The following is a 23,172-nucleotide window of genomic DNA, read 5'->3' on the forward strand; positions in this document are numbered from 1 at the left end:
AGCTAATGAAATGGAAAGTAGGTGCCGCACGCGGGTGGTAGGGGAGTTGCGCAGCATCAGGAAGTGGCGTGACCGGCTAAGGCAGCTGTGGTAACCGGGAGGAGTTGGCGGGCGGGTAGCTGCAAGTGCGCTACCACAGTATCGGGGGCGTGGGCGTCGTTGGCGAGGTGCAGATGAGCCGCTGCCCCGAACAGCAGCTGCAGCCGCTCCCGGGCGTTGCGTACGCCCACACCCTGGTGGTTGGGGCCAGGCGCATAGCGGCCGGTGTTGCGCACCGTAATGTGCAGGGTGCTGGAGTCATTGAGCTGGGCCGTGAGGTGAATGAAGCCTCCCGCCGGCCGGGGTGCAAGGCCGTGCTTAATGGCGTTTTCTACCAAGAGCTGCAGCGTCATGGGCGGAATAGAAACTTCCAGGGCGGCCGGGTCTACATCCAGGGTATAACGGAGGCGCTCTTCCAGCTGCAAGGCCTCAAGCTGCAAGTAGTGCTCCACAATTTCCAGCTCCCGGCGCAAGGGCACCTGCTCGGCCGAGTTCAGCTGAATGGAGTAGCGCAGCAGGTCGGAGAGGTGGGTAATCATGTCGCGGGTGCGGGCGGGGTCCTCCATCACCAGGGCCCGGATGTTGTTGAGCCCATTGAACATGAAGTGCGGGTTGATCTGGGCTTTGAGGGTGCGCATTTCGGCTTCGCGCACGGCAGCGGCCAGCTTCCAGGTATTTACCTCCGCCTGCTGAGAGCGGCGCAGGTAGTGCCAGCCAAAGTAGAAGCCCGCCCACAGCCAGAGCACAAAATTGACGTTGAAGCTGTAGCCCAGAAACTGCTGCCAGCCGTACGGCTGCCCCGTGGCAGCCGGCCGGATCAGCCAGTGAATTACCAGCCAGATAATGATTTGGCTGAACACGGCCAATGCCAGATTAGTAGGCAGCAGCCGCAGCAGCAAGGCTATGGGAGAGAGGTGCTGCCAGCTTCGGGCCCGCAAAAAATACCGTAGCCCATGAGAAATCAGGAAAAGGGTAACTACAATGGCAGCCGTTATCTTAAACGAATCAGCGGAAACCGTCCCGAAGGCCGCAAACACTACCAGGTTGAAAACTCCGTACAGCAGCCAGCCGGCTAGTTGGCAATACCAGTACAAGCGGCTGGGGGCCGGCACCCCCTCCACAATTTCTGCCTGCGCCTGAGGGCGAAGCAGTTCCTGGTTAGCGGGCGGTAGCAGTGGCATAGGCAAGGTGATGACGACGGTGCGCTACCAGCAGCAGGCCCGCCAGCAGCAGCAAGGCGGCAGTAAGGAATGCCGGGATAAGGTAAAGGTGCTCAGGGGCCAGGCGCATACCCAGCACCAGGCTACCCACGCTGATAAAGCCTGCCGCCAGGGCATAAGGCGTAGCCCGGTACAGCCAGGCATACGGGAAAAAATGTGCCCCCGTAATAATGCCATACGTCATGATAAAATGCTGAGGATAGCGCATATACATGAATATGAGAAACGGAAAGTAAAACAGCTGGGCGAAATTAAGTACCAGGCCCAGCGGCTGCAGCGGGTTGTGCGGCAGTGCCCAGGTGGTGCGCAGCAGCTTGGACAGCACCCAGGCCAGCGGCAGCGTAAGGGCCCCCAGGAAAAAGGTAATGAAGCCCTTGGTGGGCGCTGGCAGGGCGGTAAACCAGATCAGGGTAATGGCTGCCCACACCACACTGGCCGCCAGAATAAAGTCAAGGCCGCTCTTTGCTTTGGTGGCCAGCTCCAGACGAAGCAGATCAAACTGTTGGGTAATACTGGTGCTCATGTAGGGTTGTGTAGGTAGGCACAATAGGCTCCCGGCCACTGCCGGGAGCCGAAGCAAAATAAAGGCTATTTAGCAGCTACCGTATTCTGTTTCAGAAAAGCATCCGAAAGCTGGAAAAACCACTGCGTGTCATCATACATCAGGAAGTGCTTGCCGGCCTCCGACATTTCCACGCGGTGCTGAGGTAGCTTGGCATATTGCTGCGTGAAGATGGCCCGGGTGCTTTCCTTGGTTGAGCCATAGGCCTTGTAGGCAGCCCAGGCCCCCAGCACCAGCACCGGCTGCTGAATCCGGGCTATGTCCTGGCGTAGGTCGGTGGTGTACATATCATACATGGCCTGGGCTACGGTAGCGGGGTCCGACTGAAGAGCCCAGCGCGTTACCTGGGTAATGCGGGCGGTATCCGTGACCATTGATGCCGTCATCTGGCGTTGCTGGGTGGCGTTGGCGCTGCCTTTGCTCATCTGCTGGCGCATGCCTTCGGCCATGGGCCGCACCTGCTCCACCGTGGCGGCCGGGTTCTGAATGGCCCCTATAAAGGGCAGTGAATCGACGATGACCAAGGGCCCCACGGCTTCGGGCTGGGTGCTGCTCATCCACAGGGCCATAAAGCCCCCCAGGCTGTGACCGATAACGATGGGCTTATTAAGTTTCTGGGTTTTGATGTAGGCCAGGAGTTGGTCCCGCACGCTTTGCAGCAGCTTATCGGTGCTGACTGGGGCGGCCGTGCCCCCGAAGCCGGCCAGGCTAATGACGTGGCATTGGTACTGCTTTTGATAGTGGGCCACGGTTTCATTCCACACGGTGCCGGGGCAGGTTAAGCCCGGAATCAGGAGGACTGGCCGGCCCTTGCCCACTACCTGCACCGTGAAGTTGGGGTGGGCAGCGGGGCGCTCGGCTGGGGTGGGGGCCAGAGCCTGCGTGGTAGTAGTGGCGGCCGTTGGGCCGGGCAGCAGCACCGCAGCCGACAAGAAGAAAGCGGCGCAGATAGAGCGGAGGGAAGTAGCGTAAGCCATAGCAGGGAGGTGAGTAGGGGTTGATTGATGAATCAAACTTACTTGCCTCCACAGGCTTGTGAAACTACATTTCCGGGAACGGTAAAACCACCGGCTGAATGGCTCACCTGCGGCCCCGAATGGCAAGTGCGCCGGCCGAGTGGCACACTAGCTCAAGGCAGTCAGTAAGCGAAGAGAGCTGCCTACCAGGCAGCTCTCTTCGCTTTACGTTCATAAATACATTCAATAACCTACCTGCGCCAGTGCTAAATGAGGTTGCGCAAATCCTGGCGGAGGGTTTCAATGCCGCGCCATATTTCATCCAGTGTACCTCCCGCCTCTTGGGTAGTAGCCGGGGGGGTAGCGGTGGGCGGGTTGGCTGAGGAGGTGTGGTACAGTGCCTCCGCCAGGCGGGCCCGCTTGACTTCCAGCGCCTCAGCGTGCTGGTGGTAAGTGGCCTGGGAGCCAGCGGTGGTGGCGTTGGCGCGGTTGTGCAGCGTTTTAATTTTGGTATCCAGTTCCGTGAGAGCCTGGTGCAGATTTTCGGCGCTGAGGTTAGCCGGAACCCGCATGTGGTCGGGGGTGGGAGTGGTAGCCATACAAACAGAAGAGTAAAAACAACCCGTGGAAGACAAATGCCCTGGCTCTGTGTACCGCCCGGAGCGGAAAAAGGATGCAGCCTATGTTACCAACAATTCAACAATGTAAGCATAACATTACGCTTACCTATCGGGCTTAGCTATCCGCTAGCTTTGGCGCATCTGCCAGATAACCAGCCCCCTCCGCTATGCGCCAACTGTTACTCGCGCTACTTGTCGCACTTCTGCCCCTGGCCTTTACCCGGGCACAGGTACACACTGTTTCCTTGGAGGATAGTACGCCCGCCAGCCTGGCCGGTACCAGCAACCCAATTCCCGCCGCCCCACAGGTATACCACACGGCCGATGAAATGCCCAGCTTTCCTGGCGGAGCGGAGGCGTTTCAAAAGTTTCTGCGCAAAGAACTGCACTACCCCGATGCCGCCTTGCGTAGCGGAATTTCGGGCCGGGTATTCGTGCGGTTTATCATTACGGCGGAAGGCCGCATCCGCGACGCGGAAGTGGTAAAAGGCCTGGGCAGCGGCCTCGATGAAGAAGCCCTGCGCCTAGTGCGTATCATGCCCTGGTGGATGCCCGGCCGGGTGAGCGGGCAACCCGTCTGGATGTCGTACACTATGCCCATCATTTTCCGCGCCCTGGACTGAGTTGGGGCTGAGGTGAGTGTCGGCAGGTAACGGGTAAAAAACGTCATGCAGAGGCGCAGCCGAAGCATCTCGCGTGGTGCTGTCAAGGTCACTTTGGCAACGTCAGCGGGCGAGATTCCTCGGCTTCGCTCGGAATGACGTACCTACCTGTTGCCTGTTTCTACCAACTCATCGGTACTCCCAGCTCCCGGGCTAATGGAGCCGCCGCCGAGGCGTAGAGCAACGGCAGCAAGGCGTTGGCGGCCGGGCTGAACTCCACGCGGTAGTCTTCGTGGAGCTTGCCAATAGTGTTGAGTACATCATGCGTGCGCTTGGCCAGATGCTGCAGCAGCGGCTGAGTGGGGCCGTGCAGGCGGCCGGTAGCCTCAGGCTGGTGGCGTAGCACGTTGGTAAGCAGGCGCAGCGTCAGCTCAATTTCGCCCAGCGTGTCGCCGGTAATTTTAGCGTGGTACGTAAGGCGCTGCTGGAGCTGGCGGGTGATGTGCAGCAGGTCGTTGGGGGTTTGATGGAAGCCGCGCACGGGGTCGTCTACCTGCTGGCGCAGGCGGTGGCGGCGGTCCTCCAGCGCGTCTTCGCCTTCCAGCAGCCGGTAGGTAAGCTGCTCTACCAGCGTGGCATCCTGGGCGACGAGGCGGGCCAGCAGCTGGTCTTTTTCCTTAGCGGGCAGGTTGAATAGGGCTTTGCGAAGGTCGGGGGAGAGGGCGGGCATAGGCAGAAGACAGGCAGGCGCTAAGGGCGTAGTGTAAACGCAAACAACGCGCTTTTGGCTCCCCGTCCTTTGCTTTTACCGCCGGCTCCGCTGCCGCAGCCACCAGAACAGCCGTTTAGGAGCCTGCACTATCCGTTGCACCGGAGTGGGGTGGTACACCTCAATGGAGCTGATAGCGCCACCCAAGACCTGGCGTTGTGTTTGCGGTGCTTCCACGGCCTTATCCACCACCGCCAACTGTTCCGGTCCAGCCTGCATGGGTATTGCCACCGGCCCCGAAACCCCGGCCGGCCGGAGCGTTTCCTCCGTCGTGCGGTAGCCGGGCACCTGTACCCGCACCCGAAGCGTATCAGCAGCCGGTAAGGTAAGCTGCAGCGTGCCATCGGCCTCGGCCTGAGTGGTGCGCAGTAAGGAGTCAGCTTGCCACAGCTGCACGGCGGCAAACCCCAAACCTTGGCCGGTGGCAGGGTCATAAATGCGCAGCTGGACGGTAAGCGGCCGGGTGCGCACTCGGGGTGGGTGTGCTTGGGCTACCTCTGCGGCGGCAGTAGCCCGGGCCGGTCCCGGCGAGTACGCCAGCAACGGCAGCCCAACGGCGGCCACTACTTGGCGGAGGTGGCTAACCCACGGCCAGTGCGGCCTCCGGGCAGCGGCCTCGGCCAGGCGGCGGCTTTCCTGCAACGCATCCACGGGTATGCGGCCGCACACGCTGCCTTCCGGGGCCAGCTGAAGTACTCGTAAAATATCGGCGGCCGGCATTTCGCTGAAGTCCCTTACCTCCTTGCGGCAGGCCTGGCAGAAGCGGCCCCGCTCAGTGGGCGTCATCAGGTCCCAGTTTTCGTGGCAGGGCTGCGGAATGGCGAGGTAAACAGGTGAAGTACGCATAGGGCGCGGTGTGCAATATGGACTGATTAAGCATCTATTTCTCACTTGATGCTTCTTCTATTCCAATTCCACATGATGCGCCCACTTTTTTCAGCCCTTTGGGTAATCGTCCTCATCTTGCTGCTCGGTCAGCCAGCCGGGGCCCAGCTCTTGACCCGCACCTACTACACCGCCACCGGCCGCACTACTGCCAACCCGGATTCTGCCGCGTACTACACGGTGGTGCAAAGGCAAGGGGCGGGCGGGAGCATAACCACCTACAAACCGGGCGGCCAGCGCCTGCACCAGGAGCAGTACAGCCAGCTTCGGAGCGGGCAGCGGCAGGGGTTCAGCACCGAGTGGAACCCCACCACCGGCCGGCGCGTGGCTCGCTACCCCTACCAGCGCGGCAAGCTGCATGGGGTGGCGCAGGCCTGGTACCCCGGCGGGCAGCGCCGCTGGCAGCTCACCTACCAGCAAGGGCAGCGTCAGGGCTCCCTGCGGGCCTGGTACCCCAACGGGCGCGCGCTGCGCACCGAAACCTACCGGGCAGGCCTACGCACCGCTGGCCGCTGCTTCACGCGCGCCGGCCGGGATACCGCGTGGTTTGCCTTCGAGCGGCCCGCACAATTTGTGGGCGGCGACCAAGCCTTGCACACTTGGCTCACGCGTAATCTGCGCTACCCAGCCATTGATTCGCGCAATCAGGTGGAGGGCAACGTGCGGGTGCGGTTCGTGGTGGATAAGCGGGGCCGGGTGCAGAATCCGGAAATAGTAAAAGGAATCAGTAGCAGCACGGATGCCGAAGTGTTGCGGCTCCTGAGCATCATGCCCGCCTGGCAGCCGGCCGTGGTGGCGGGCCGGGCCGTGGCCGTGCCGTATGAGCTGCCGGTAGAGTTTCGAATTCTGTAGCCTAATGGGTAGCGTATAGTGGAGCTTTTCAATATTTTTACCGGTGCTCATGGTAGGTTCCGGTGGTCTGCCGGCCCGAGCCGTCGTCTGCCACCGTATGAAAATTCTGTTGATTGAGGACCACCCGGAGCTAGCCCGCAGTATTGCGGGGTACCTGGTGCAGGAACACTACATCTGTGAGGTGGCCGCCACCTTCGATGAGGCCCGCGAGAAACTCGTGCTCTTCACCTATGATGTGGTGTTACTGGACATTATGCTGCCCGATGGCAACGGCATCAACCTGCTCAAACTGCTGCGCAAGGATGGGGTGGAAAGCAGCGTTATCATTATTTCGGCCCAAAATGCGCTGGATTTCAAGCTCACCGGCCTCAGCGAAGGAGCCGACGACTACATCACCAAGCCCTTCCCGCTGCCCGAGCTGCACGCCCGCATCAAGGCCATTATGCGCCGCCGCAGCCCCCAGAAAAACAATATCCTCACGTTTCAGAATATTACGGCCGACCTCGACTCCTTCGAGTGCCGGGTAGGGGGGAAGCTGCTCAACCTCACGCGCAAGGAAACCAACCTGCTGCTCTACTTCATCAACAATAAAGGCCGCATGCTGAGCCGCCAGGCCATTGCCGCCCACCTCTGGGGTGACTACACCGACAACCTCGACAGCGTGGATTTTGTGTACCAGCATGTGAAAAACCTGCGCAAGAAAATCACCGACAGCGGCGGCCAGGACTACATCAGCACCGTGTACGGCCTCGGTTACAAGCTCAACGCTCCGGAATGAGGTGATATGGTGAGATGGTGAAATGGTGAGTTTGACGTTAGGTCGGCACCAATGGTGCCGTTGGCCCACATTGGGTACTCCCTGAAGAACAACGCCGCTAGCACGGCAACGCCGCGCCGATGCCAACCGCGCCCCTCGCTCCACTAGAACAAGAACTCACCATTTCACAAGTTCACCATCTCACCACTTGCTATGAAGCTTAATTACCGCTATACCATTGCCTATGCGGTGATTACGCTGTTTGTGCTGGCCGTGGGGTTTACGATTGTGTACGGGGCCATGTCGCGCAGCGTCACGCAAACCACCATTGGCAAGCTGCGCCACCTAAACGCCACGGTGGGCCGTCAGCTGGCCAGCGGCCGGGACTACTCCGCCCACCCGGCCCGGGCCCAGGTGCAGATCCGGCGTCTGGCCTCTGCCGATACGGCCGCCCACGACCAGCAGGTGCGGGTGCGCGAGGAGTGGGTGCCGGCTCTGCAGTCAACGGCCAGCGTGGTGCGGCTCACCACCTATCCGCGCATTGGCGGGCAGCGCTACGGCATCACCAGCCAGGCCGTGGTGGTAATTCCCAGCGACGAATACCTGACCGGCATCATGCTCGTGTTTGCCTGGACGTTCGTGTTTTTGCTGGCGCTGGTGGTCATTCTGAGCGAGGTGATTTCCTGGTATATTCTCAAGCCCTTCAATGCGCTGCTGCGCGGTATTGAGCGGTTTCAGCTCAGCCAGAAAACCACCATCAGCCTGCAACCCAGCCGCACGCTGGAGTTCAACGTGCTCAACGAGTTCCTGATGAAGATGACCCGGCAGGCCCAGCGCGACTACCAGGGCCTCCAGGAATTTTCGGAAAACGCTTCCCACGAGCTGCAAACGCCCATTGCCAGCATGAAAGCCCAGGTGGAGCTGCTAATGGACTCGGAACTTACTCAGAAGCAGCTACTCATGCTCACCGGCATCCACGACCAGCTGGAGCGCCTGGCCAAAATCAACCAGGCCCTCACCCTGCTGGCCAAGCTGGAGCACTACGAAGCCTACCCGGCCCCGCTCACCGACCTGAGTCAGCTGGTGCCCGCTACCGAGGCCACCTTCGCCGACCTGGCCGAAATGAAGGGCCTGCGCACCACCCAGCACGTGGCGCCCGGCGTGCGCGTGCCCCTGGATGAAGCCCTGGCCCAGCTGCTGCTGAATAATCTGTTCAGTAACGCCATCCGCCACAATCTGCCGGGCGGCGAAATTGAGGTGACGCTCACGCCGGCCGCGCTGGAGCTGCGCAATACAGGCCTGCCGCCCTTGCTGCCGGTAGCCGAGCTGTTTGGGCGCTTCAAAAAGGGCAACGCCGCCCTCGATTCCATTGGGATTGGGCTGGCCATTGTGCAGCGCATCGGGGCGTTGTATCACCACCAGCTGGCCTACACCTTCGCCGACGGCTGGCACTGCCTGCGGGTGGAATTTGCCCCACCTGCTGCCGCCGTGGAGGCTGGATCGTAAATTTCATACTCCCCACAAGGTTTCTATAAAATTCCTTCAAAATCGGGTTGTTCATTTGAAGCAAGTCAACTGGCTGTAAAAGCTGACTTGTTTCTCCCACCCCGATGTTGCCCGTCATGGTTCTGCTCGCCTCACCCGTTGCCGCCGCTGCCCCCGAGCAGATTTCGCGGCGCCGGCTGCGGGCCATCTTTAGCGGCTCGGTGGGCAACCTGGTGGAGTGGTACGACTGGTACGTTTTCTCGGCATTTTCCCTGTACTTCTCGGCTTCCTTCTTCCCCTCCGGCGACACCACGGCCCAGCTGCTGCAAACGGCCGGTATTTTCGCCCTGGGTTTTCTGATGCGGCCCATCGGGGGCTGGATGTTCGGGCGCATTGCTGATAAAGTGGGCCGCAAGCAGTCCATGACCCTGTCGGTGCTGCTCATGTCGTTGGGCTCCTTGCTCATTGCCCTTACGCCCACCTACCAAACCGTGGGCATTGTGGCCCCCATTCTGCTGCTCACGGCCCGGTTGCTGCAAGGCCTGAGCGTGGGCGGGGAGTACGGCGTATCGGCCACCTACCTGAGCGAAATGGCCACCCGCCGCCGCCGGGGCTTCTATTCCAGCTTTCTGTATTTCACCCTGATTGGGGCCCAGCTGCTGGCTTTGGGTATTCAACTGGTGCTGCTGAAAGTGCTGCTCACCGAGGCCGAGCTGCTGGCCTGGGGTTGGCGCATTCCGTTCGTGGTGGGCGCTTTGCTTTCGGTGGTAGCCCTGTACCTGCGCCACAACCTCGACGAGACGGCGCCCTTCGTGGCCCAGCAACAGGAGTCGGAGGAGTTGCGCGGCAGCCTGCAGGTGCTGCGCCGCTACCCTCGCTCGGTGCTCAAGGTAATTGGCCTGACGGTGGGTGGCACGCTGGCCTTCTACACGCTCACCACCTACATGCAGAAGTTTCTGGTGAATACGGCCCACATGACCCGGAGTGCGGCCACCAACACCTGTTTTCTGGCGCTGCTGGGCTTTGCGGCCATGCAGCCCCTGTTCGGGGAGCTGGCCGACCGTATTGGGCGGCGGCCCCTGCTCATCGGGTTTGGGCTGCTGGGCGCGGTGGGCAGCGTGCCTCTGCTCACGGCCCTGAGCCACGTCACGCGGCCCGCTACTGCGCTTGGGCTGCTGCTGCTGGCTTCGGTGGTAGTCAGCGGCTACACCAGCATCAGTGCGGTGGTGAAGTCGGAGCTGTTTCCGGTGCAGGTACGGGCCCTGGGTATCGGGTTGCCCCACGCCCTCACGGTGGCGGTGTTCGGGGGCACGGCCGAATACATTGCGCTTTGGTGCAAGGGCATCGGGCACGAAGCCTATTTCTACTGGTACGTAGCCGGTTGCATTGCCATTTCCCTGCTGGTGAGCCTGCTGATGACTGAAACCCAGCACACCTCCTTCCACGACTTCGACGGCCAGCCTGCGGCTTGAGTCTAGGCAGCCTGGGCTAAATTTTTGCCCTTCTCACACTCTCAGTTTTGCTCCGCTTTTCGGCTCCCCAGGCCGGTTCGGCAGCCTGTTTCTGCTCTTTCCCAACCCCAAATTCCCCCTACACATGAGCTCTTCTTTACGCTTTTTCTCTGCACCCCTGCGGCGGCCCCTGCGCCCGGGGCAGGCACTATTTCTGCTATTGGCCCTGCCCGGCGCGGCAGCAGCCCACGGTCTGGCTCTACCCACAGCCACGGAACTGAGCCGCCCGGTGGCCGACCCCGTGAAAGGTCGCATTATTGGACCCGATGGGGCCGGCGTGCCCGGAGCCACGGTGGTGGAGGTGGGGGCAGCCAACGGCACCAGCACCGATGCCGACGGCAACTTCTCGCTCAATGTGAAGCCCGGCGCTACGCTGGCTATTTCGGCTATTGGCTTCAAAACGCAACAGGTAACCGTGGGCCAGCGCACCACCATTGACGTGCGCCTGGAAACCAGCACCACCGACCTGGGCGACGTGACCGTAGTGGGTTCGCGCGGCCTGCCCCGCACCGACGTGGAGCGCCCCATGCCCGTAGACGTGCTCAACGCCAAGGATTTGCAACTCACTGGTCAGACTGACCTAGGCCAGCAGGTGCAGTTCAACTCGCCCTCCTTCAACTCGGCCAAAACCGGCGTAAACGGCGTGGCCAACTACGCCGACCCGGCTTCCCTGCGCGGCCTCTCCCCCGACCAGGTGCTGGTGCTGGTAGATGGCAAGCGCCGCCACCAGTTTTCGGCCCTGAACCTGAACGTAACGGTGGGCTCGGGTACGGTGGTTACCGATTTGAACTCCATTCCAGCCTTGGCTATTGAGCGGATTGAGGTGCTGCGCGACGGTGCGGCGGCCCAGTACGGCTCCGATGCCATTGCCGGCGTTATCAACCTGGGGCTGAACCGCAGCACCGGCGTGGCCACCGTCAAAACCCAGTTTGGCATTACCCAGGAGGGCGACGGAGCCCAGTACCTGGCCGGCGCTAACTACGGCGTGAAGCTGGGCAAGACGAACCCCGGCTACCTCAACCTGACCCTGCAGTACCAGCACCAGGGCCAGACTAACCGCTCCGACAACTACGTGGGCGGCATCTACACGGCTTTTCCGGCGCTGCCGGCCCAGCCTACCGCCGCCCAGATTGAGGCCGAAAACAACGCCCGCGCCCGGGCCGGCATCTATCCGCCCGTGGGCCAGCCCCTGAAGGTGGGCGTGTACGGCAGCAATAAGGCCGATATCTACCAGGGTTTCTACAACCTGGGTTTGCCGTTGGGCGGCTCGGGCTGGACGGCCTACAGCTTTGGCGGGGTGTCGCGCAAGAACATTCTGGCCTACGGCTTCTTTCGTAATGCCCAGCCCAACAACGTGAACTACAGCCCCGTGCAGCCCAACGGCTACCTGCCCGAGCTGCCCGGCCGCTCCGACGACTACTCGGCCGTAGTGGGCCTGAGCCGCAAAGTAGCCGGGCAGTGGAACCTCGACTTCAGCACCGGCTACGGCTACAACTACCTCGACCTGAACGCCAACAACACGGCCAACCCATCCATGGGGGCTGACTCGCCGACCGACTTTTACGTGGGCCGCAGCGCCTTCGGGCAGAGCACCAGCGAGGTGAACGTGTCGCGCAACTACCTGGACCGATTCGGGGTGAAATCCTTTAACGTGGCCTTTGGCGGGCAATTCCGCGTGGACCGGTTCCAGCTGGAGCGGGGCAGCCCCGAATCGTACTTCGTGGGGCCGTTTGCCCTGGCCGCCCCGGCTACGCCTACCTCGCCGGCCCGCACGGCCAAGGCCCCCGGCTCCAGCGGCCGCCCCGGCATTGCCCCCGAGGATGAAACCAACACCACCCGCCGCAACGTGGGTGTGTACGTGGACGTGGAAAGCGACATTACCGCCCGCCTGCTGCTGACTTCGGCCCTACGCTACGAAAACTACTCCGACTTCGGCTCCAACCTCTCGGGCAAGCTCGCCAGCCGCTTCAAGGTGACGGAGGGCATTTCCCTGCGTGGCTCCATCAACCGGGGCTTCCGGGCACCTTCCCTGCAGCAGACCTTTAACAGCGTGACCACCTCCACCGTGCAGGCGGGCGCCATTGTGCAAACCAAGCAGCTCCGCAACAACGACCCGCGCCTGAAGCCCCTGGGCGTGGCCGACCCCAAAGCCGAAACCTCCTGGAACTACAGCCTGGGTGCCGCCGTGCAAGCCGGCAACAACCTGCTCTTTACCGTGGACGCCTACCAGATTGATATCAAGGACCGCATCATCAATAGTGAGCGGCTCATCAAGTCCGATATTAAAGCCCTGCAAACGCCGGACTTCGCCAACATCAGCGAAATCCGCTTCTTCACAAACGCCATCAACACCCGCACCCGCGGCATCGACCTGGTGTCGACCTACAAAACCGAAATGGGGGAGAAGCAGCGCCTGACGGCCAGCCTAGCCCTGACTTTCAACGCCACCAACATCGTATCGACGGCGGCCACGCCGGCCGCTTTGCAGGCGGGCACCGTGAAGCCCATTCTGCTGATTGACACGGTAAGTATCGGGCTGATTGAGCGGGCCCAGCCCCGGCAGAAAATTCTGCTTTCAGCCACGTATCAGGTGGGCAAGTTCAGCATTACGCCCCGGGCCACCTACTTCGGCTCCGTGGTTGCCTACGAGAAGCCCGCCAACCGCACCGTCACTACCAACGGCGTTACCACGGTCATCTACGTGCCCCACATCAGCCAAAAATTCGGCGGCAAAACCCTGCTCGACCTTTCGGCTGTGTACACGCCCAGCGAAAAGGTGTCGATTACGCTGGGGGCCAACAACCTGACCAACGTGTACCCAGACCGGGTGGATTCCAGCCGCTTTGCCAGCTACTCCAACGGCGAAATTCCCTACTCCCGCAACGTAGCCCAGTTCGGCTTCAACGGCGCGTACTACTACACCAACGTGACGCTGACCTTCTAGAGGCCCGCGCCTGGGGCTGCTGGGCGCGGCAGACTAGCAGACTTGGCTTTATAGCTGCAACGAGTTCAACCTGCTATCCGGCCAGTCTGGCGGCCCCTTCACGTTTTCTCTTTTACCTTCCCTGCATGACCAACCTGCTGCTGCTGCTCGTGTGCCTGGTACTGGGTGCCTGGCTGCGCTGGCGGCAGGCCGTGCCCGCGGGTACGGCCGGGGTGCTCAACCAACTGCTGGTGCTGGTGTTCATGCCCGCCCTCACGTTCCTGCACCTCGCCGACGCCCACCTCGACCGGCACTTTCTGCTGCCGGTGCTGGCGCCCTGGCTGATTTTCGGGGTGAGTGGGCTGCTGTTTGGCACGCTGGGGCCGCGGCTGGGGCTGAGCCGGGGCACGGTGGGCGCGCTAATCATCACGGCCGGCATCAGCAGCACATCCTTCGTAGGCTTCCCCATTTTTGAGCTGCTGTACGGGCCGGAGGGGCTAGAGTTGGGTATTATGATGAGCCAGGCGGGCTCGTTTCTGATTGGCGTGACGCTGGGCGTGGGCGTGGCCGCGTGGTACGGGTCGGCGGAGCCCTCCTGGCGGATGATGGCCGGTACGGTGCTGCGCTTTCCGCCCTTCGTGGCCTTTGTGCTGGCGCTGGGGGCTAATGCCGCCGGCTACCGGCACCCGGAGCTGGTGCGCGGGGTACTGGAAAAACTCAGTGCTCCGTTTTCGGTGGTGGCCCTGCTTTCGGTGGGGCTGCAAATGAACCTGAAGGTGCCCCAGGCTCAGCGCCGGGCTCTGGGGCTGGGCCTCACCTACAAGCTGCTGCTGGCACCTCTGCTCATCTTCGGCCTCTATCACGGCTTAGGCGCGCAACCTGGCCGGGTAGTAGATTTGTGCGTGCTGGGCGCGGCCATCGGGCCTATGAACACGGCCGCCGTGGTGGCGGAGCGCTACGGCCTTAATCCGCCGCTGGCCGCGCAGATGGTGGGCCTGGGCATTCCGCTGTCGTTGCCCTGGCTGGCGCTGCTGGCCTGGGGGCTGGGAGCCGCTGGGTTGCCGTAAACTCCTTTTTTGACACTTTTTTTGGCGCTGCGGGGTACACTCTACCTCGCCACTCCTGTTCTCGGCTCCATTTGCCGCCGGGTTTTCCCCGACTTCCCCATGAAAAAACTGGTTTCCAATCTGACGTTCTGGGTGCTGACGGCCATTGTGGCCGGGGCACTGCTGGGCCACTTCGCCCCGGCCACCGCCGTACGCATGGATGTGCTGGGCAAAGGCTTTATCAGCGTCGTCAAGCTCTTTATCAACCCCATCATCTTTCTCACTATCGTGCTGGGCATCAGCAGCATGGGCGACCTGAAAAAGGTGGGCCGCATTGGGGGCAAGGCGCTGCTGTACTTCGAGGTAGTAACCACGCTGGCGCTGGTTATTGGGGTGGGCGTGGCCTACCTCATCCGGCCCGGCGACGGGGTGAGCACCGGCCAGCTCAACGGGCAGGCGGTGGGCGAGTTCACCCAGCGGGCCGGGGAGTTCAGCTGGCTGCATTTCCTGGCCGACAACTTCACGCTGCAGGTGCTGCTGGTGTCCATTGTGCTGGGCATGGTGCTGAGCCGCTACGCCGGCCGCCAGCCCATCATCGACCGTCTCAGCTGGGCCTCGAAGTACGTGTTTCGGGGCCTACATCTGGTGATGATATTCGCGCCCATCGGGGCGTTTGGGGGCATGGCCTACACTATCGGCAAGTATGGCATTGCCACGCTGCTGCCGCTGGCCAAGCTGCTGGCCACGGTGTACATCACCTGCGGCTTGTTTGTGTTTCTGGTGCTGGGGGCCATTCTGCGCTATTGCCGGGTAAGTATCCTGGCGTTTCTGAGCTACATCAAGGCCGAGCTGCTCATTGTGCTGGGTACGTCGTCGTCGGAAGCAGGCCTGCCGGGACTGATGGAGAAGCTGGAGCGCCTGGGCTGCGCCAAGCCCGTGGTGGGGCTGGTGGTGCCGGCCGGCTACTCCTTCAACCTTGATGGGACTACCATCTACCTTTCATTGGCTACCATCTTCCTGGCCCAGGTGTTTAATGTGGAGCTGACCGGGGCCCAGATGCTGACTATTGTGGGGATTCTGATGGTAACCAGCAAGGGCGCGGCCGGCGTAACCGGTTCAGGGTTTGTGGTGCTGGCCAGCACGCTCACGGCCATAAAGGTTATTCCGGTGGAAGGGCTGGCCCTGCTGCTGGGCGTGGATCGGTTTATGAGCGAAGCCCGCTCCCTGACTAATTTCGTGGGCAACGGCGTGGCTACCATCTTCCTCTCCCACAACGAAGGCGCCCTCGACCATGCCCAACTCACCCGCACGCTTAACGGCGAAGAACCTCTGGAAACGGAAGCGCCTGTATCGGTTCCAGTGCCGGCTCCCGCTGAGCACCTACACCCGCACAAATAGTCCGGTTCCGGTCCGGAAGGCGCAGCCCGTCAGGCCGGTTGCCGTACGCTGATGTTGTTCCGTCGCCGGGCGGGTGTCAGCACGCTTTGACCGGCCCGACGGGCTGGGGCTGTTCCGCTAAACAGGTTACGCTTCATTAAAAAGGCCCTGCTCCAGCTGTTGGAACAGGGCCTTTTTGTAGATGGTAACTCTTAGCTGCGCTTCTTCGCCTTCTTGCCGTCCTTGCCCGGCGTGCCGTAGGCCACGCGGTAAATCACGCCGTTGTCATCGTCGGAAACCAGCAAAGCGCCATCGGGGGCCTCAATGATGCTGCAGGGGCGGCCGAATTCCGACTTGTCGTTTTCCACCAGCCAGCCCGTGATGAAGTCCTCGAACTGCTGGGGCTGGCCCTGCTCGTTGAAGTGCACCCGCACGATTTTGTAGCCCGAGGGCTGGGCGCGGTTCCAGGAGCCGTGCATCGTCACGAAAGCATCCTGCCGAAACGCCTGCGGAAACTGCTGCCCCCGGTAGAATACCATGCCCAGGGGCGCCGAATGGGCCTTATAGGTGAGCAAGGGCCGTACCGTGCGAGCGTCAAACTCCTCGTAGGTTTCTCCCGATTTGGGCTTGTTGGCGGGGTAGTGCTTGCCGTCGGCAATGATGGAGGGCCAGCCGTAGTGGCCGCCGTCCTTAATCTGGTTGAACTCCTCCATCTGGTCCTCGTCGCCCAGCCAGTCGATGCCGTGGTCGAGGCCGAAGAGCTGTTTGGTAACCGGGTGCCAGTCGAAGCCGATGGTGTTGCGCAGGCCCTGGGCGTACACGCGTCGGCCCGAGCCATCGGGTTTCAGCTGGAGCAGGGTGGCGCTTTCGGGGTTGTCCTCGTCGCAGGCGTTGCAGGTGCTGCCCACTGAGAGGTAAAGCAGCCCATCGGGCCCGAATTGCAGGGTGCGGTTGGCGTGCTGGCCGGCGTCGGGCAGGTCTTTGTACAGGGTTTTCAGCTCGCCCAGCGTGCCGTCGGCCTTCACATCGGCCACGTACACTTCCCGGATGGCGGCTATGTAGAGTTTCCCATCTTTGAGGGCCAGGCCGTGCAAATGGGGCTTCTGGGCTACCTGCTGCGTGGTTTCCACTTTGCCGTCCTTGTTGGCGTCGCGCAGCAGCGTAACGGTGCCTTTCACGCGGTTGCTCACGTAGGCGTCGCCGTTGGGGGCCACGGCCAGCATGCGGGGCATATCGAGGCCCTCGGCGTATTTACTGATGGTGAAGCCGGCGGGTACTTGCAGACTGGCTACCCGCTCGGGCGTAGCGGGCAGCTTGTTGGGCAGGTAGATGTTGCCCGTCATCTGGAACGGGGTGGCGGCCGGGGGCACGTTCTGGGCCGGGGCCGTGAAGCCGGCCAGCAACGCGGCGGCCAGGGGTATCGTCAGTTTCGGAAGCATAGCGCAGGTGAATAGGTTGCGCTGGGCTTAACTGCGTTTTTCCGCCCGGGGTTACGGTTTAGCTTGCCACCGCCCGCCACTGCCGCCGTAGTTTCCAGGCAGACAGGGCGGTGAGGAACAACAGCAGGAGCGTAGTGTTGCGCCAGTTTGAAATCAGGTGATGAAGTACGTCTGTAGTAGCTAGGTTCTGCGAAGCATGGTAATCGTTTGTTCCGCAGAATGCTGGTTGTAATTCAGGGGGTTGCGGTCCTGAGTATGCACTTTCGCTAATTACGTATAGCGTAGTTGGGGTGTGTCGTAGAGAAATCCAGTGCTTATTGAGATTGTGCGTATTACACCAATCAATTACTCGAATAAGATTTTCGTACCGAGCATTTAAGGTAAATGAAATTTGTAGTTTCTGGCTGATATTAGGTTTGCTGTACATGTGATTTATAGTGCTATAAATTGTCTGTAAAGCAAAGAAGTCAGATAATTTATAGCCTGTTAAAACGATGGATTTACTGTTTGAAAAACGATTAGTTGAAAATAATTTGCTCTCAGCTGTACACCATTTTTCTGAAAAATCCTGAGCAATGGCTGTTGAGGTATCATATTCTGTTATAACAGCACATTCGATAACAGAGTGTATTGTAGTTCCTTGCATCCTTGGCACCGCCACACACCCCAGCCACAGTAGCCCCGCCAACGCCAGCAAGCCCGGCGGAAACAACAAGTGGCGGCGGTGACGGCGGGGGAGGTACAGGGCAGCGGGCATAGCGGTAAGGTTAGTAGCGGGAAGCAACCCGTAGGCGCGTCAGTTTCCGGGTGGATAGGGCGGTGATGAGCAGCAGTAGTAGCCAGGTGTTGCGCCAGTCAATGGCAGTTACATCCTTAAACCATTCTTCTGCTAGTTCACTGAATGATTTTACTGGCATTAAATATTGACTTGATGTGCCACATACAAATGAAGGATAGTTGGGGTCGGGAGGAATATTACCTAGTAAGTTAAAGCTGAAAGGCTGCTTGCGCCAGTCTATCCAATACCGCTTGATGCCTAATCGGCTACACATGTCCCACAACTCGATAAATGTATTGTAGGAAGTAGATTCATTAAAATATACACGCAGCGCCCGATGCTCTGATTGTTCTTCAGCGAGCAAAAGACTAGCGTTTTCAATTATTTTCAAGTCGAAATAGTCGGTCCACGGGTTGCCCGATAAAGCAATGCTTTTCCATGGGCCGAAGTTTTCAATTTGTTGTGGTGTCGGGAATCCGCCAAATGAATTGGCAGGTACATGAAGGGCAGGAAAGGCTACCTCCTTCACGTATTGGGTAGGCCCTACTATTCTAGGTACCGCCACACACACCAGCCACAGTAGCCCCGCTAAGGCCAGCAAACCCGGCGGAAACAACAAGTGGCGGCGGTGACGGCGGGGGAGGTACAGGGCAGCGGGCATAGCGGTAAGCAAGTAGGCGAGGGGAAAATATACAGAATCTGCCGCTGCCTCGCCGCAACCTTCCGCTGTGTCGCCGCAACTGTCCGCTGCTATGCCCCAAGTCTACGCTGTCTTACCTCGACTCCCCGCTGCCTCGCCGCAGTCGTTCGCTGCCCCGCCACAAGTTTCCGCCTTCCCGCCGCAACCGTCCGCTGTGTCACCGTAGCTTTGCGCTGACTCGCCGCGCGTTGTTCCGGTCCGGCAGCTGGAAGCTGTCGGGCCGGTTGCCGTCAGCTGACGCCCGAACGTTTTCGTAACAACTTCAGCACCCGACAACCGGCCCGACGGCTTCCAACTGCCGGACCGGAACGCGGTATTTCAGCCTAAAAGCCGCCACTAGCCAACCCTGCGGGCCGATTGGGGGTTAGCAAGCCCAGACCAGCGCCTCACCGCGTCTCGGTTCTCACTTCTGCCTTCTCAGCTCTACTACCAGAATGCCCTACCGCTACGCCGTGCCGCTGCTGTTGCTGCCCGCCCCGCTGCTTGCCCAAACCACGCCGCCCGATACTACCCGCGCCGTAACCCTGCCCGAAGCCACCGTCACGGGCTACGGCCAGCAGCTGCCGCTGCGCCATACTGCCGCCGCCGTGGGCACCCTCGCGGCCCGCGACTTTGAGCGGTTTCCGCAGAACGCCCTCACCCAGGCCGTGAATACGCTGCCCGGCGTGCGGCTGGAGGAGCGGGCCAGCGGCAGCTACCGCCTCAGCGTGCGGGGCAGCACGCTCCGCTCCCCATTCGGGGTGCGCAACACCAAGGTCTACTACCAGGGTATCCCATTCACCGAGGCCAGTGGCAGCACCCCCCTCAACCTGCTCGACCCCGCGCTGCTGGGCGGGCTGGAAGTGGTGAAGGGCCCCGCTGCCAGCGTGTACGGAGCCGGTACCGGCGGGGCCGTGCTGCTGAGCGGCCGGCGCCCCGCGCCCGGCACCAGCGCCGCCCAGGTGGGGTTCACGGCGGGTAGCTACGGGCTGCGGCGCTACGTGGCGAGTGTGGAAACCGGCTCGGCCACCGGCTACCTGCGCGCCACTTACGCCCGCCAGAGCCTCGACGGCTACCGCCAGCAAAGTGCCCTGCGCCGCGACGTGCTGGCCCTCGATGGGGAGTGGCAGCTCACCGAAAAGCAGAATGTGGGCCTGCACGCGCTGTACTCGGATATCAACTACCAGCTGCCCGGCGGCCTCACCCGCGCCCAGTTCCTCACCGACCCGCGCCAGGCCCGCCCCGGTACGGCCACCGCGCCCGGTACCGTGCAGCAGCGTACCTACTACGCCTCCCGCACCGCTTTGCTCGGTGCCACCCACGAAGCCCGCCTCACCGACCTGCTGAGCCTGCGCACCACGCTCTACCTGAGCGGCAGCCGCATCAATACGCCCTACCTGATAGACTTTGAGCGCAATACGCTACTGGGCGGGGGTGGGCGCACGGTGGCCAACTACCGCACGGCCCTGGCCGGCCGCACCCTGCGCCTGCAGGCGGGGGCCGAGGCTCAGACCGGCTTCGAAAGCTCCCGCAACTACCAGAACCGCGCCGGCCAGCCCGGCGCGTTGCGCTACGACGATGAAATCCGGACCCTCACCGGCTTTGCCTTCGCCCAGGCCGATTACGAGCTGCCGGCCGGGCTGCTGCTCACGGCCGGGGCCAGCTACAACCGCCTCCGCTACCGCATCAGCCGCCTTTCCGATGCCGCTACCAACCCCACGGGCTCCACGCTGGAACGCAACTTCCGTCCCGAGGTGTCGCCGAGGGTGGCAGTGCTGCGCGAGTTTGGCCCGGCCCTGGCGGTGTACGGCAGCGTAAGCACCGGCTTCTCACCACCCACCGAGGAAGAAATCCGGCCTTCTGATGGCTCCATCAACCGCGCCCTACAAGCCGAGCGCGGCACCAGCTACGAAGTAGGTGCGCGCGGCACCCTGCTCCGGCAGCGCCTGCGCTACGACGTGGCCCTCTACGACCAGCGCCAACGTCAGACCATCACCACCCGCACCACCGACCTGGGCACCCAACTCTTCGCCAACGCCGGCAACACCCGCCAGCGTGGGGTGGAGGTGGCGTTGAGTGGCTGGCTGTGGCGGGGTGGAGCTACAAGCCTCCAGCCACAAGCGGTAAGCGCCGAGAATGACGTGTCACCTACGGGCCTCCGCGCTTTCGTGAGCTACGCCTATAACCACTACCGTTTCGGAAGCTACGAAAGCGGCGGGCAGGATTTCAGCGGCAACCGTCTCACCGGCACCGCCCCCCACACCCTCACCGCCGGCCTCGATCTGGTGGCCCCGCTGGGCTTCTATCTGAGCCCCACCGTCAACCACCAGGCCCGCATATACCTCAACGACGCCAACACCGAGGCCGCGCCTGGCTACTGGACGTTCGGCTCGCGCGGCGGCTGGCGCCGCAGCTTCGGCGGCTTCACCGTGGACGTATTCGGCGGGGCCGAAAACCTCACGGACCGCCGCTACTCCCTGGGCAACGACCTCAACGCCTTCGGAGGCCGCTACTTCCAGCCCGCCCCCGCCCGCAACTGGTACGCGGGCGTAAGCCTGCGGCAGGGAAAAGAGAAAAAGTAAAAAGTCAAAGCCCCGGCCTCGTCATTGCGAGCGGAGCGAAGCAGTCCGGCCTTTCCCAGAGCGCAAAGCCCTAAAGAGCACAAATCCCGGCCCTGTCATTGCGAGCATGCCGTGCATCAAGCCAGTGTCGAAGCAATCCGTCCTGCCTAAAGCGCAAAGCCCCTGACGTCCGTGCTGGCGTCAGGGGCTTTTAAATAGGTCAAAGTTGTAGGCTGCGAGAAGGACGGACTACTTCGCGCTGCTCACAATGACGGGCGGGGGCTTTGACTTTTTACTCTACACCTTTTACTTCATTTTACACCTTCACCTTCTTGCCGGTGCGGGCAGCTTCGTAAATGGCCATGATGAGGCGCACATCTTTCAGACCTTCCTCGCCGGGTGTTTTGGGCGTTTTGTTTTGCAGCACGCACTCGGCCATGTGGTCCAGCTCGGCGGCGAACTGGTTGCCTTCCTTGATCTTGGGTTGTTGCTGGCCATCCTTGTCACCGATGACCATTTTGTGCTCGTAATAATCGGTGGCGGGGTCGAGGTCAAGCCAGGCTTTGTCGCCGAATACGCGGTAGCGTTTTACGCCTTCGGTGCTATAGGAACTGGTGCAAGTGGCCAGAATCCCACTGGGGAAGCGCAGCGTGAAGTGAATCCGGTCTTCTACTTCCTTGAAGCGCGGGTCGGCTTTGTCGCTCATCTCCAAGGCAGTTACTTCCACGGGTTCCTCGCCGGTGAGGTAGCGGGTAGCGTTGAGCGAGTAAATGCCCAGATCCATCAGGGAGCCGCCGCCGGCCAGCTTTTTCTGTACCCGCCAGGTATCGGCTTTGTCGCCGGTAGGGTCCACGATGCGGCCGTGGTCAGCAGTTATCTGCATCACCTTGCCTAGCTCGCCCTTGCGGATGCGGGCAATGGCCTCGAGGTTGAACGGCTCGTACTGGGCGCGGTAAGCCACCATCAGCTTTACGTTGGCCTTCTTGCAGGCATCAATCATCTTCTGGCAGTCCTCGGGTGTATTGGCCATAGGCTTTTCGGTAAGCACATGCTTACCGGCCTTGGCCGCCCGCACGGTGTATTCGGCGTGCATGCCCACGGGCAGCACGATGTACACCACATCAACTGCCGGATTGTCCTTGATGGAGTCAAAATTATCGTAGCTGTAAATGTTTTTGGTGTCCACGCCGTACTCGGTGGCCAACTTTTTGGCCTTGTCCGGTGAGCCGCTCACCAGGGCCGTGATGCGGGCGTGTTTACAGTCTTTGAAGGCGGGCATCATCTGCTCCTGCGCAAATTTGCCAAGGCCCACAATGGCAAAGCCCAGTTTTTTCTGATTGTCGTTTTGCATAGCGGAAAGAGGTTCGGAGAAGGGTAGGGCAGCGGCCGGACCGGCTACGGCTGCCAGTGCGGCGCTCAAGCCGGCCTGGCGCAAAAAACGCCGCCGCGAATCAGGTGAAGAGGTCGGATCCATGCAAAAGGTGTCATGCTGTGAACCTGGCTGAACGGCCGTAATGGGCCGGCTGTTACTAAATGCCCGATTCTTCTACCTTAGCCGCTGCAACGATTCCCCCATCTTCTATGGCCGAAGCTGTTTCACTCACACCACTATTGGCGGCGCACTATCCGGCCGTGGCCGCCATTTATGCCGCCGGCATTGCCACCGGCCAGGCTACTTTCGCCACCGACATACCAACCTGGGAAAGTTGGGACGCAGCTCACCTGACACATAGCCGGCTGGTAGCGCGCACAGCAGCGGGCGAAACAGTTGGCTGGGCCGCCCTCACTCCGGTTTCGGGGCGGTGCGTGTATAGCGGGGTGGCGGAGGTGAGTGTGTACGTAGGAGAGGAATTCTGGGGGCGCGGCGTAGGTCTTCTCCTGCTGCGGGAACTGGTGCGGCAGTCAGAACAGCACGGCATCTGGACGCTGCAGGCCGGTATCATCCGGGAAAACGCGCCCAGCCTGCGCCTGCACGAACAGGCCGGTTTTCGCCTCGTCGGCACCCGCGAAAAGCTGGGCCAGCTCCACGGCCAGTGGCGCGACGTCTGCCTGCTGGAGCGCCGTAGCACGGTGATGTAGTGAAATGGTGAAATAGTGAAATGGTGAGTTTG

20 protein-coding genes are annotated in these 23,172 nt (G+C 61.5%); 10 read left to right on the forward strand and 10 right to left on the reverse strand.

Annotated features, from left to right (window positions below; translation table 11 throughout):
* Nucleotides 1-56: 56 nt before the first annotated feature.
* The 4 genes from ROI90_RS13390 to ROI90_RS13405 all read right to left on the reverse strand — a co-directional run bounded on the left by ROI90_RS13390 (nt 57) and on the right by ROI90_RS13405 (nt 3,376).
* Nucleotides 57-1,220 carry a sensor histidine kinase gene (locus ROI90_RS13390; protein WP_315998855.1) on the reverse strand — a complete coding sequence of 388 codons (1,164 nt, stop codon included), beginning with the start codon at nt 1,218-1,220 and terminating at the stop codon, nt 57-59.
* Nucleotides 1,198-1,782: a DUF7010 family protein gene (locus tag ROI90_RS13395; RefSeq protein WP_315998856.1), complete on the reverse strand. Its 585-nt coding sequence runs from the start codon at nt 1,780-1,782 to the stop codon at nt 1,198-1,200. Before ROI90_RS13395 ends, ROI90_RS13390 begins: the two co-directional genes overlap by 23 nt.
* Nucleotides 1,783-1,847: 65 nt before the next feature.
* Nucleotides 1,848-2,798: an alpha/beta fold hydrolase gene (locus ROI90_RS13400; RefSeq protein WP_315998857.1), complete on the reverse strand. Its 951-nt coding sequence runs from the start codon at nt 2,796-2,798 to the stop codon at nt 1,848-1,850.
* Nucleotides 2,799-3,043: 245 nt separating this feature from the next.
* The gene (locus ROI90_RS13405) at nt 3,044-3,376 is read right to left on the reverse strand and encodes a hypothetical protein (protein WP_315998858.1); all 333 of its coding nucleotides are present in this window, start codon (nt 3,374-3,376) and stop codon (nt 3,044-3,046) included.
* A 188-nt stretch (nt 3,377-3,564) separates the two neighbouring features.
* Between ROI90_RS13405 and ROI90_RS13410 the strand changes: the two genes are divergently transcribed.
* The gene (locus tag ROI90_RS13410; protein WP_315998859.1) at nt 3,565-4,020 is read left to right on the forward strand and encodes an energy transducer TonB; all 456 of its coding nucleotides are present in this window, start codon (nt 3,565-3,567) and stop codon (nt 4,018-4,020) included.
* 160 nt (nt 4,021-4,180) lie between these two features.
* Here ROI90_RS13410 and ROI90_RS13415 read toward each other — a convergent pair whose 3' ends face one another.
* Both ROI90_RS13415 and ROI90_RS13420 read right to left on the reverse strand, forming a co-directional pair.
* Nucleotides 4,181-4,729 carry a hypothetical protein gene (locus ROI90_RS13415; RefSeq protein WP_315998860.1) on the reverse strand — a complete coding sequence of 183 codons (549 nt, stop codon included), beginning with the start codon at nt 4,727-4,729 and terminating at the stop codon, nt 4,181-4,183.
* Nucleotides 4,730-4,804: 75 nt separating this feature from the next.
* A complete protein-coding gene (locus ROI90_RS13420; RefSeq protein ID WP_315998861.1) occupies nt 4,805-5,614 on the reverse strand; it encodes a carboxypeptidase-like regulatory domain-containing protein in 810 nt (269 codons plus the stop codon).
* Nucleotides 5,615-5,686: 72 nt separating this feature from the next.
* On the opposite strand from ROI90_RS13420, the gene ROI90_RS13425 reads away from it, so the two are divergent.
* From ROI90_RS13425 to ROI90_RS13455, 7 genes are all read left to right on the forward strand, one after another.
* On the forward strand, nt 5,687-6,505 hold the full coding sequence (locus tag ROI90_RS13425) for a TonB family protein (protein ID WP_315998862.1): 819 nt from the start codon (nt 5,687-5,689) through the stop codon (nt 6,503-6,505).
* 97 nt (nt 6,506-6,602) lie between these two features.
* On the forward strand, nt 6,603-7,283 hold the full coding sequence (locus ROI90_RS13430) for a response regulator transcription factor (protein WP_315998863.1): 681 nt from the start codon (nt 6,603-6,605) through the stop codon (nt 7,281-7,283).
* Nucleotides 7,284-7,475: 192 nt separating this feature from the next.
* Nucleotides 7,476-8,768: a sensor histidine kinase gene (locus ROI90_RS13435; protein WP_315998864.1), complete on the forward strand. Its 1,293-nt coding sequence runs from the start codon at nt 7,476-7,478 to the stop codon at nt 8,766-8,768.
* A 104-nt stretch (nt 8,769-8,872) separates the two neighbouring features.
* A complete protein-coding gene (locus ROI90_RS13440; protein WP_315998865.1) occupies nt 8,873-10,219 on the forward strand; it encodes an MFS transporter in 1,347 nt (448 codons plus the stop codon).
* Between the two features lie 124 nt (nt 10,220-10,343).
* On the forward strand, nt 10,344-13,202 hold the full coding sequence (locus tag ROI90_RS13445; RefSeq protein ID WP_315998866.1) for a TonB-dependent receptor: 2,859 nt from the start codon (nt 10,344-10,346) through the stop codon (nt 13,200-13,202).
* 125 nt (nt 13,203-13,327) lie between these two features.
* Entirely contained in the window at nt 13,328-14,248 is a 921-nt protein-coding gene (locus tag ROI90_RS13450) for an AEC family transporter (RefSeq protein ID WP_315998867.1), read from the forward strand.
* Between the two features lie 99 nt (nt 14,249-14,347).
* Nucleotides 14,348-15,625 carry a cation:dicarboxylate symporter family transporter gene (locus ROI90_RS13455; RefSeq protein WP_315998868.1) on the forward strand — a complete coding sequence of 426 codons (1,278 nt, stop codon included), beginning with the start codon at nt 14,348-14,350 and terminating at the stop codon, nt 15,623-15,625.
* A gap of 191 nt (nt 15,626-15,816) precedes the next feature.
* Here ROI90_RS13455 and ROI90_RS13460 read toward each other — a convergent pair whose 3' ends face one another.
* From ROI90_RS13460 to ROI90_RS13470, 3 genes are read right to left on the reverse strand one after another with little or no spacing between them, the layout of a single operon-like run.
* On the reverse strand, nt 15,817-17,043 hold the full coding sequence (locus ROI90_RS13460) for a PQQ-dependent sugar dehydrogenase (RefSeq protein WP_315998869.1): 1,227 nt from the start codon (nt 17,041-17,043) through the stop codon (nt 15,817-15,819).
* Between the two features lie 58 nt (nt 17,044-17,101).
* Entirely contained in the window at nt 17,102-17,800 is a 699-nt protein-coding gene (locus ROI90_RS13465) for a hypothetical protein (protein WP_315998870.1), read from the reverse strand.
* 10 nt (nt 17,801-17,810) lie between these two features.
* Nucleotides 17,811-18,482 (reverse strand): hypothetical protein, encoded by a 672-nt coding sequence (locus ROI90_RS13470; protein ID WP_315998871.1) that lies wholly within the window; start codon nt 18,480-18,482, stop codon nt 17,811-17,813.
* 473 nt (nt 18,483-18,955) lie between these two features.
* Between ROI90_RS13470 and ROI90_RS13475 the strand changes: the two genes are divergently transcribed.
* Nucleotides 18,956-21,082 (forward strand): TonB-dependent receptor family protein, encoded by a 2,127-nt coding sequence (locus tag ROI90_RS13475; RefSeq protein WP_315998872.1) that lies wholly within the window; start codon nt 18,956-18,958, stop codon nt 21,080-21,082.
* Between the two features lie 295 nt (nt 21,083-21,377).
* Here ROI90_RS13475 and ROI90_RS13480 read toward each other — a convergent pair whose 3' ends face one another.
* A complete protein-coding gene (locus ROI90_RS13480) occupies nt 21,378-22,412 on the reverse strand; it encodes a Gfo/Idh/MocA family protein (RefSeq protein WP_315998873.1) in 1,035 nt (344 codons plus the stop codon).
* Between the two features lie 230 nt (nt 22,413-22,642).
* Between ROI90_RS13480 and ROI90_RS13485 the strand changes: the two genes are divergently transcribed.
* Nucleotides 22,643-23,140 (forward strand): GNAT family N-acetyltransferase, encoded by a 498-nt coding sequence (locus ROI90_RS13485; protein ID WP_315998874.1) that lies wholly within the window; start codon nt 22,643-22,645, stop codon nt 23,138-23,140.
* The last annotated feature ends 32 nt before the right edge of the window (nt 23,141-23,172 follow it).

It is taken from the genome of Hymenobacter endophyticus, from assembly GCF_032464715.1.
Classification (GTDB): domain Bacteria; phylum Bacteroidota; class Bacteroidia; order Cytophagales; family Hymenobacteraceae; genus Hymenobacter; species Hymenobacter endophyticus.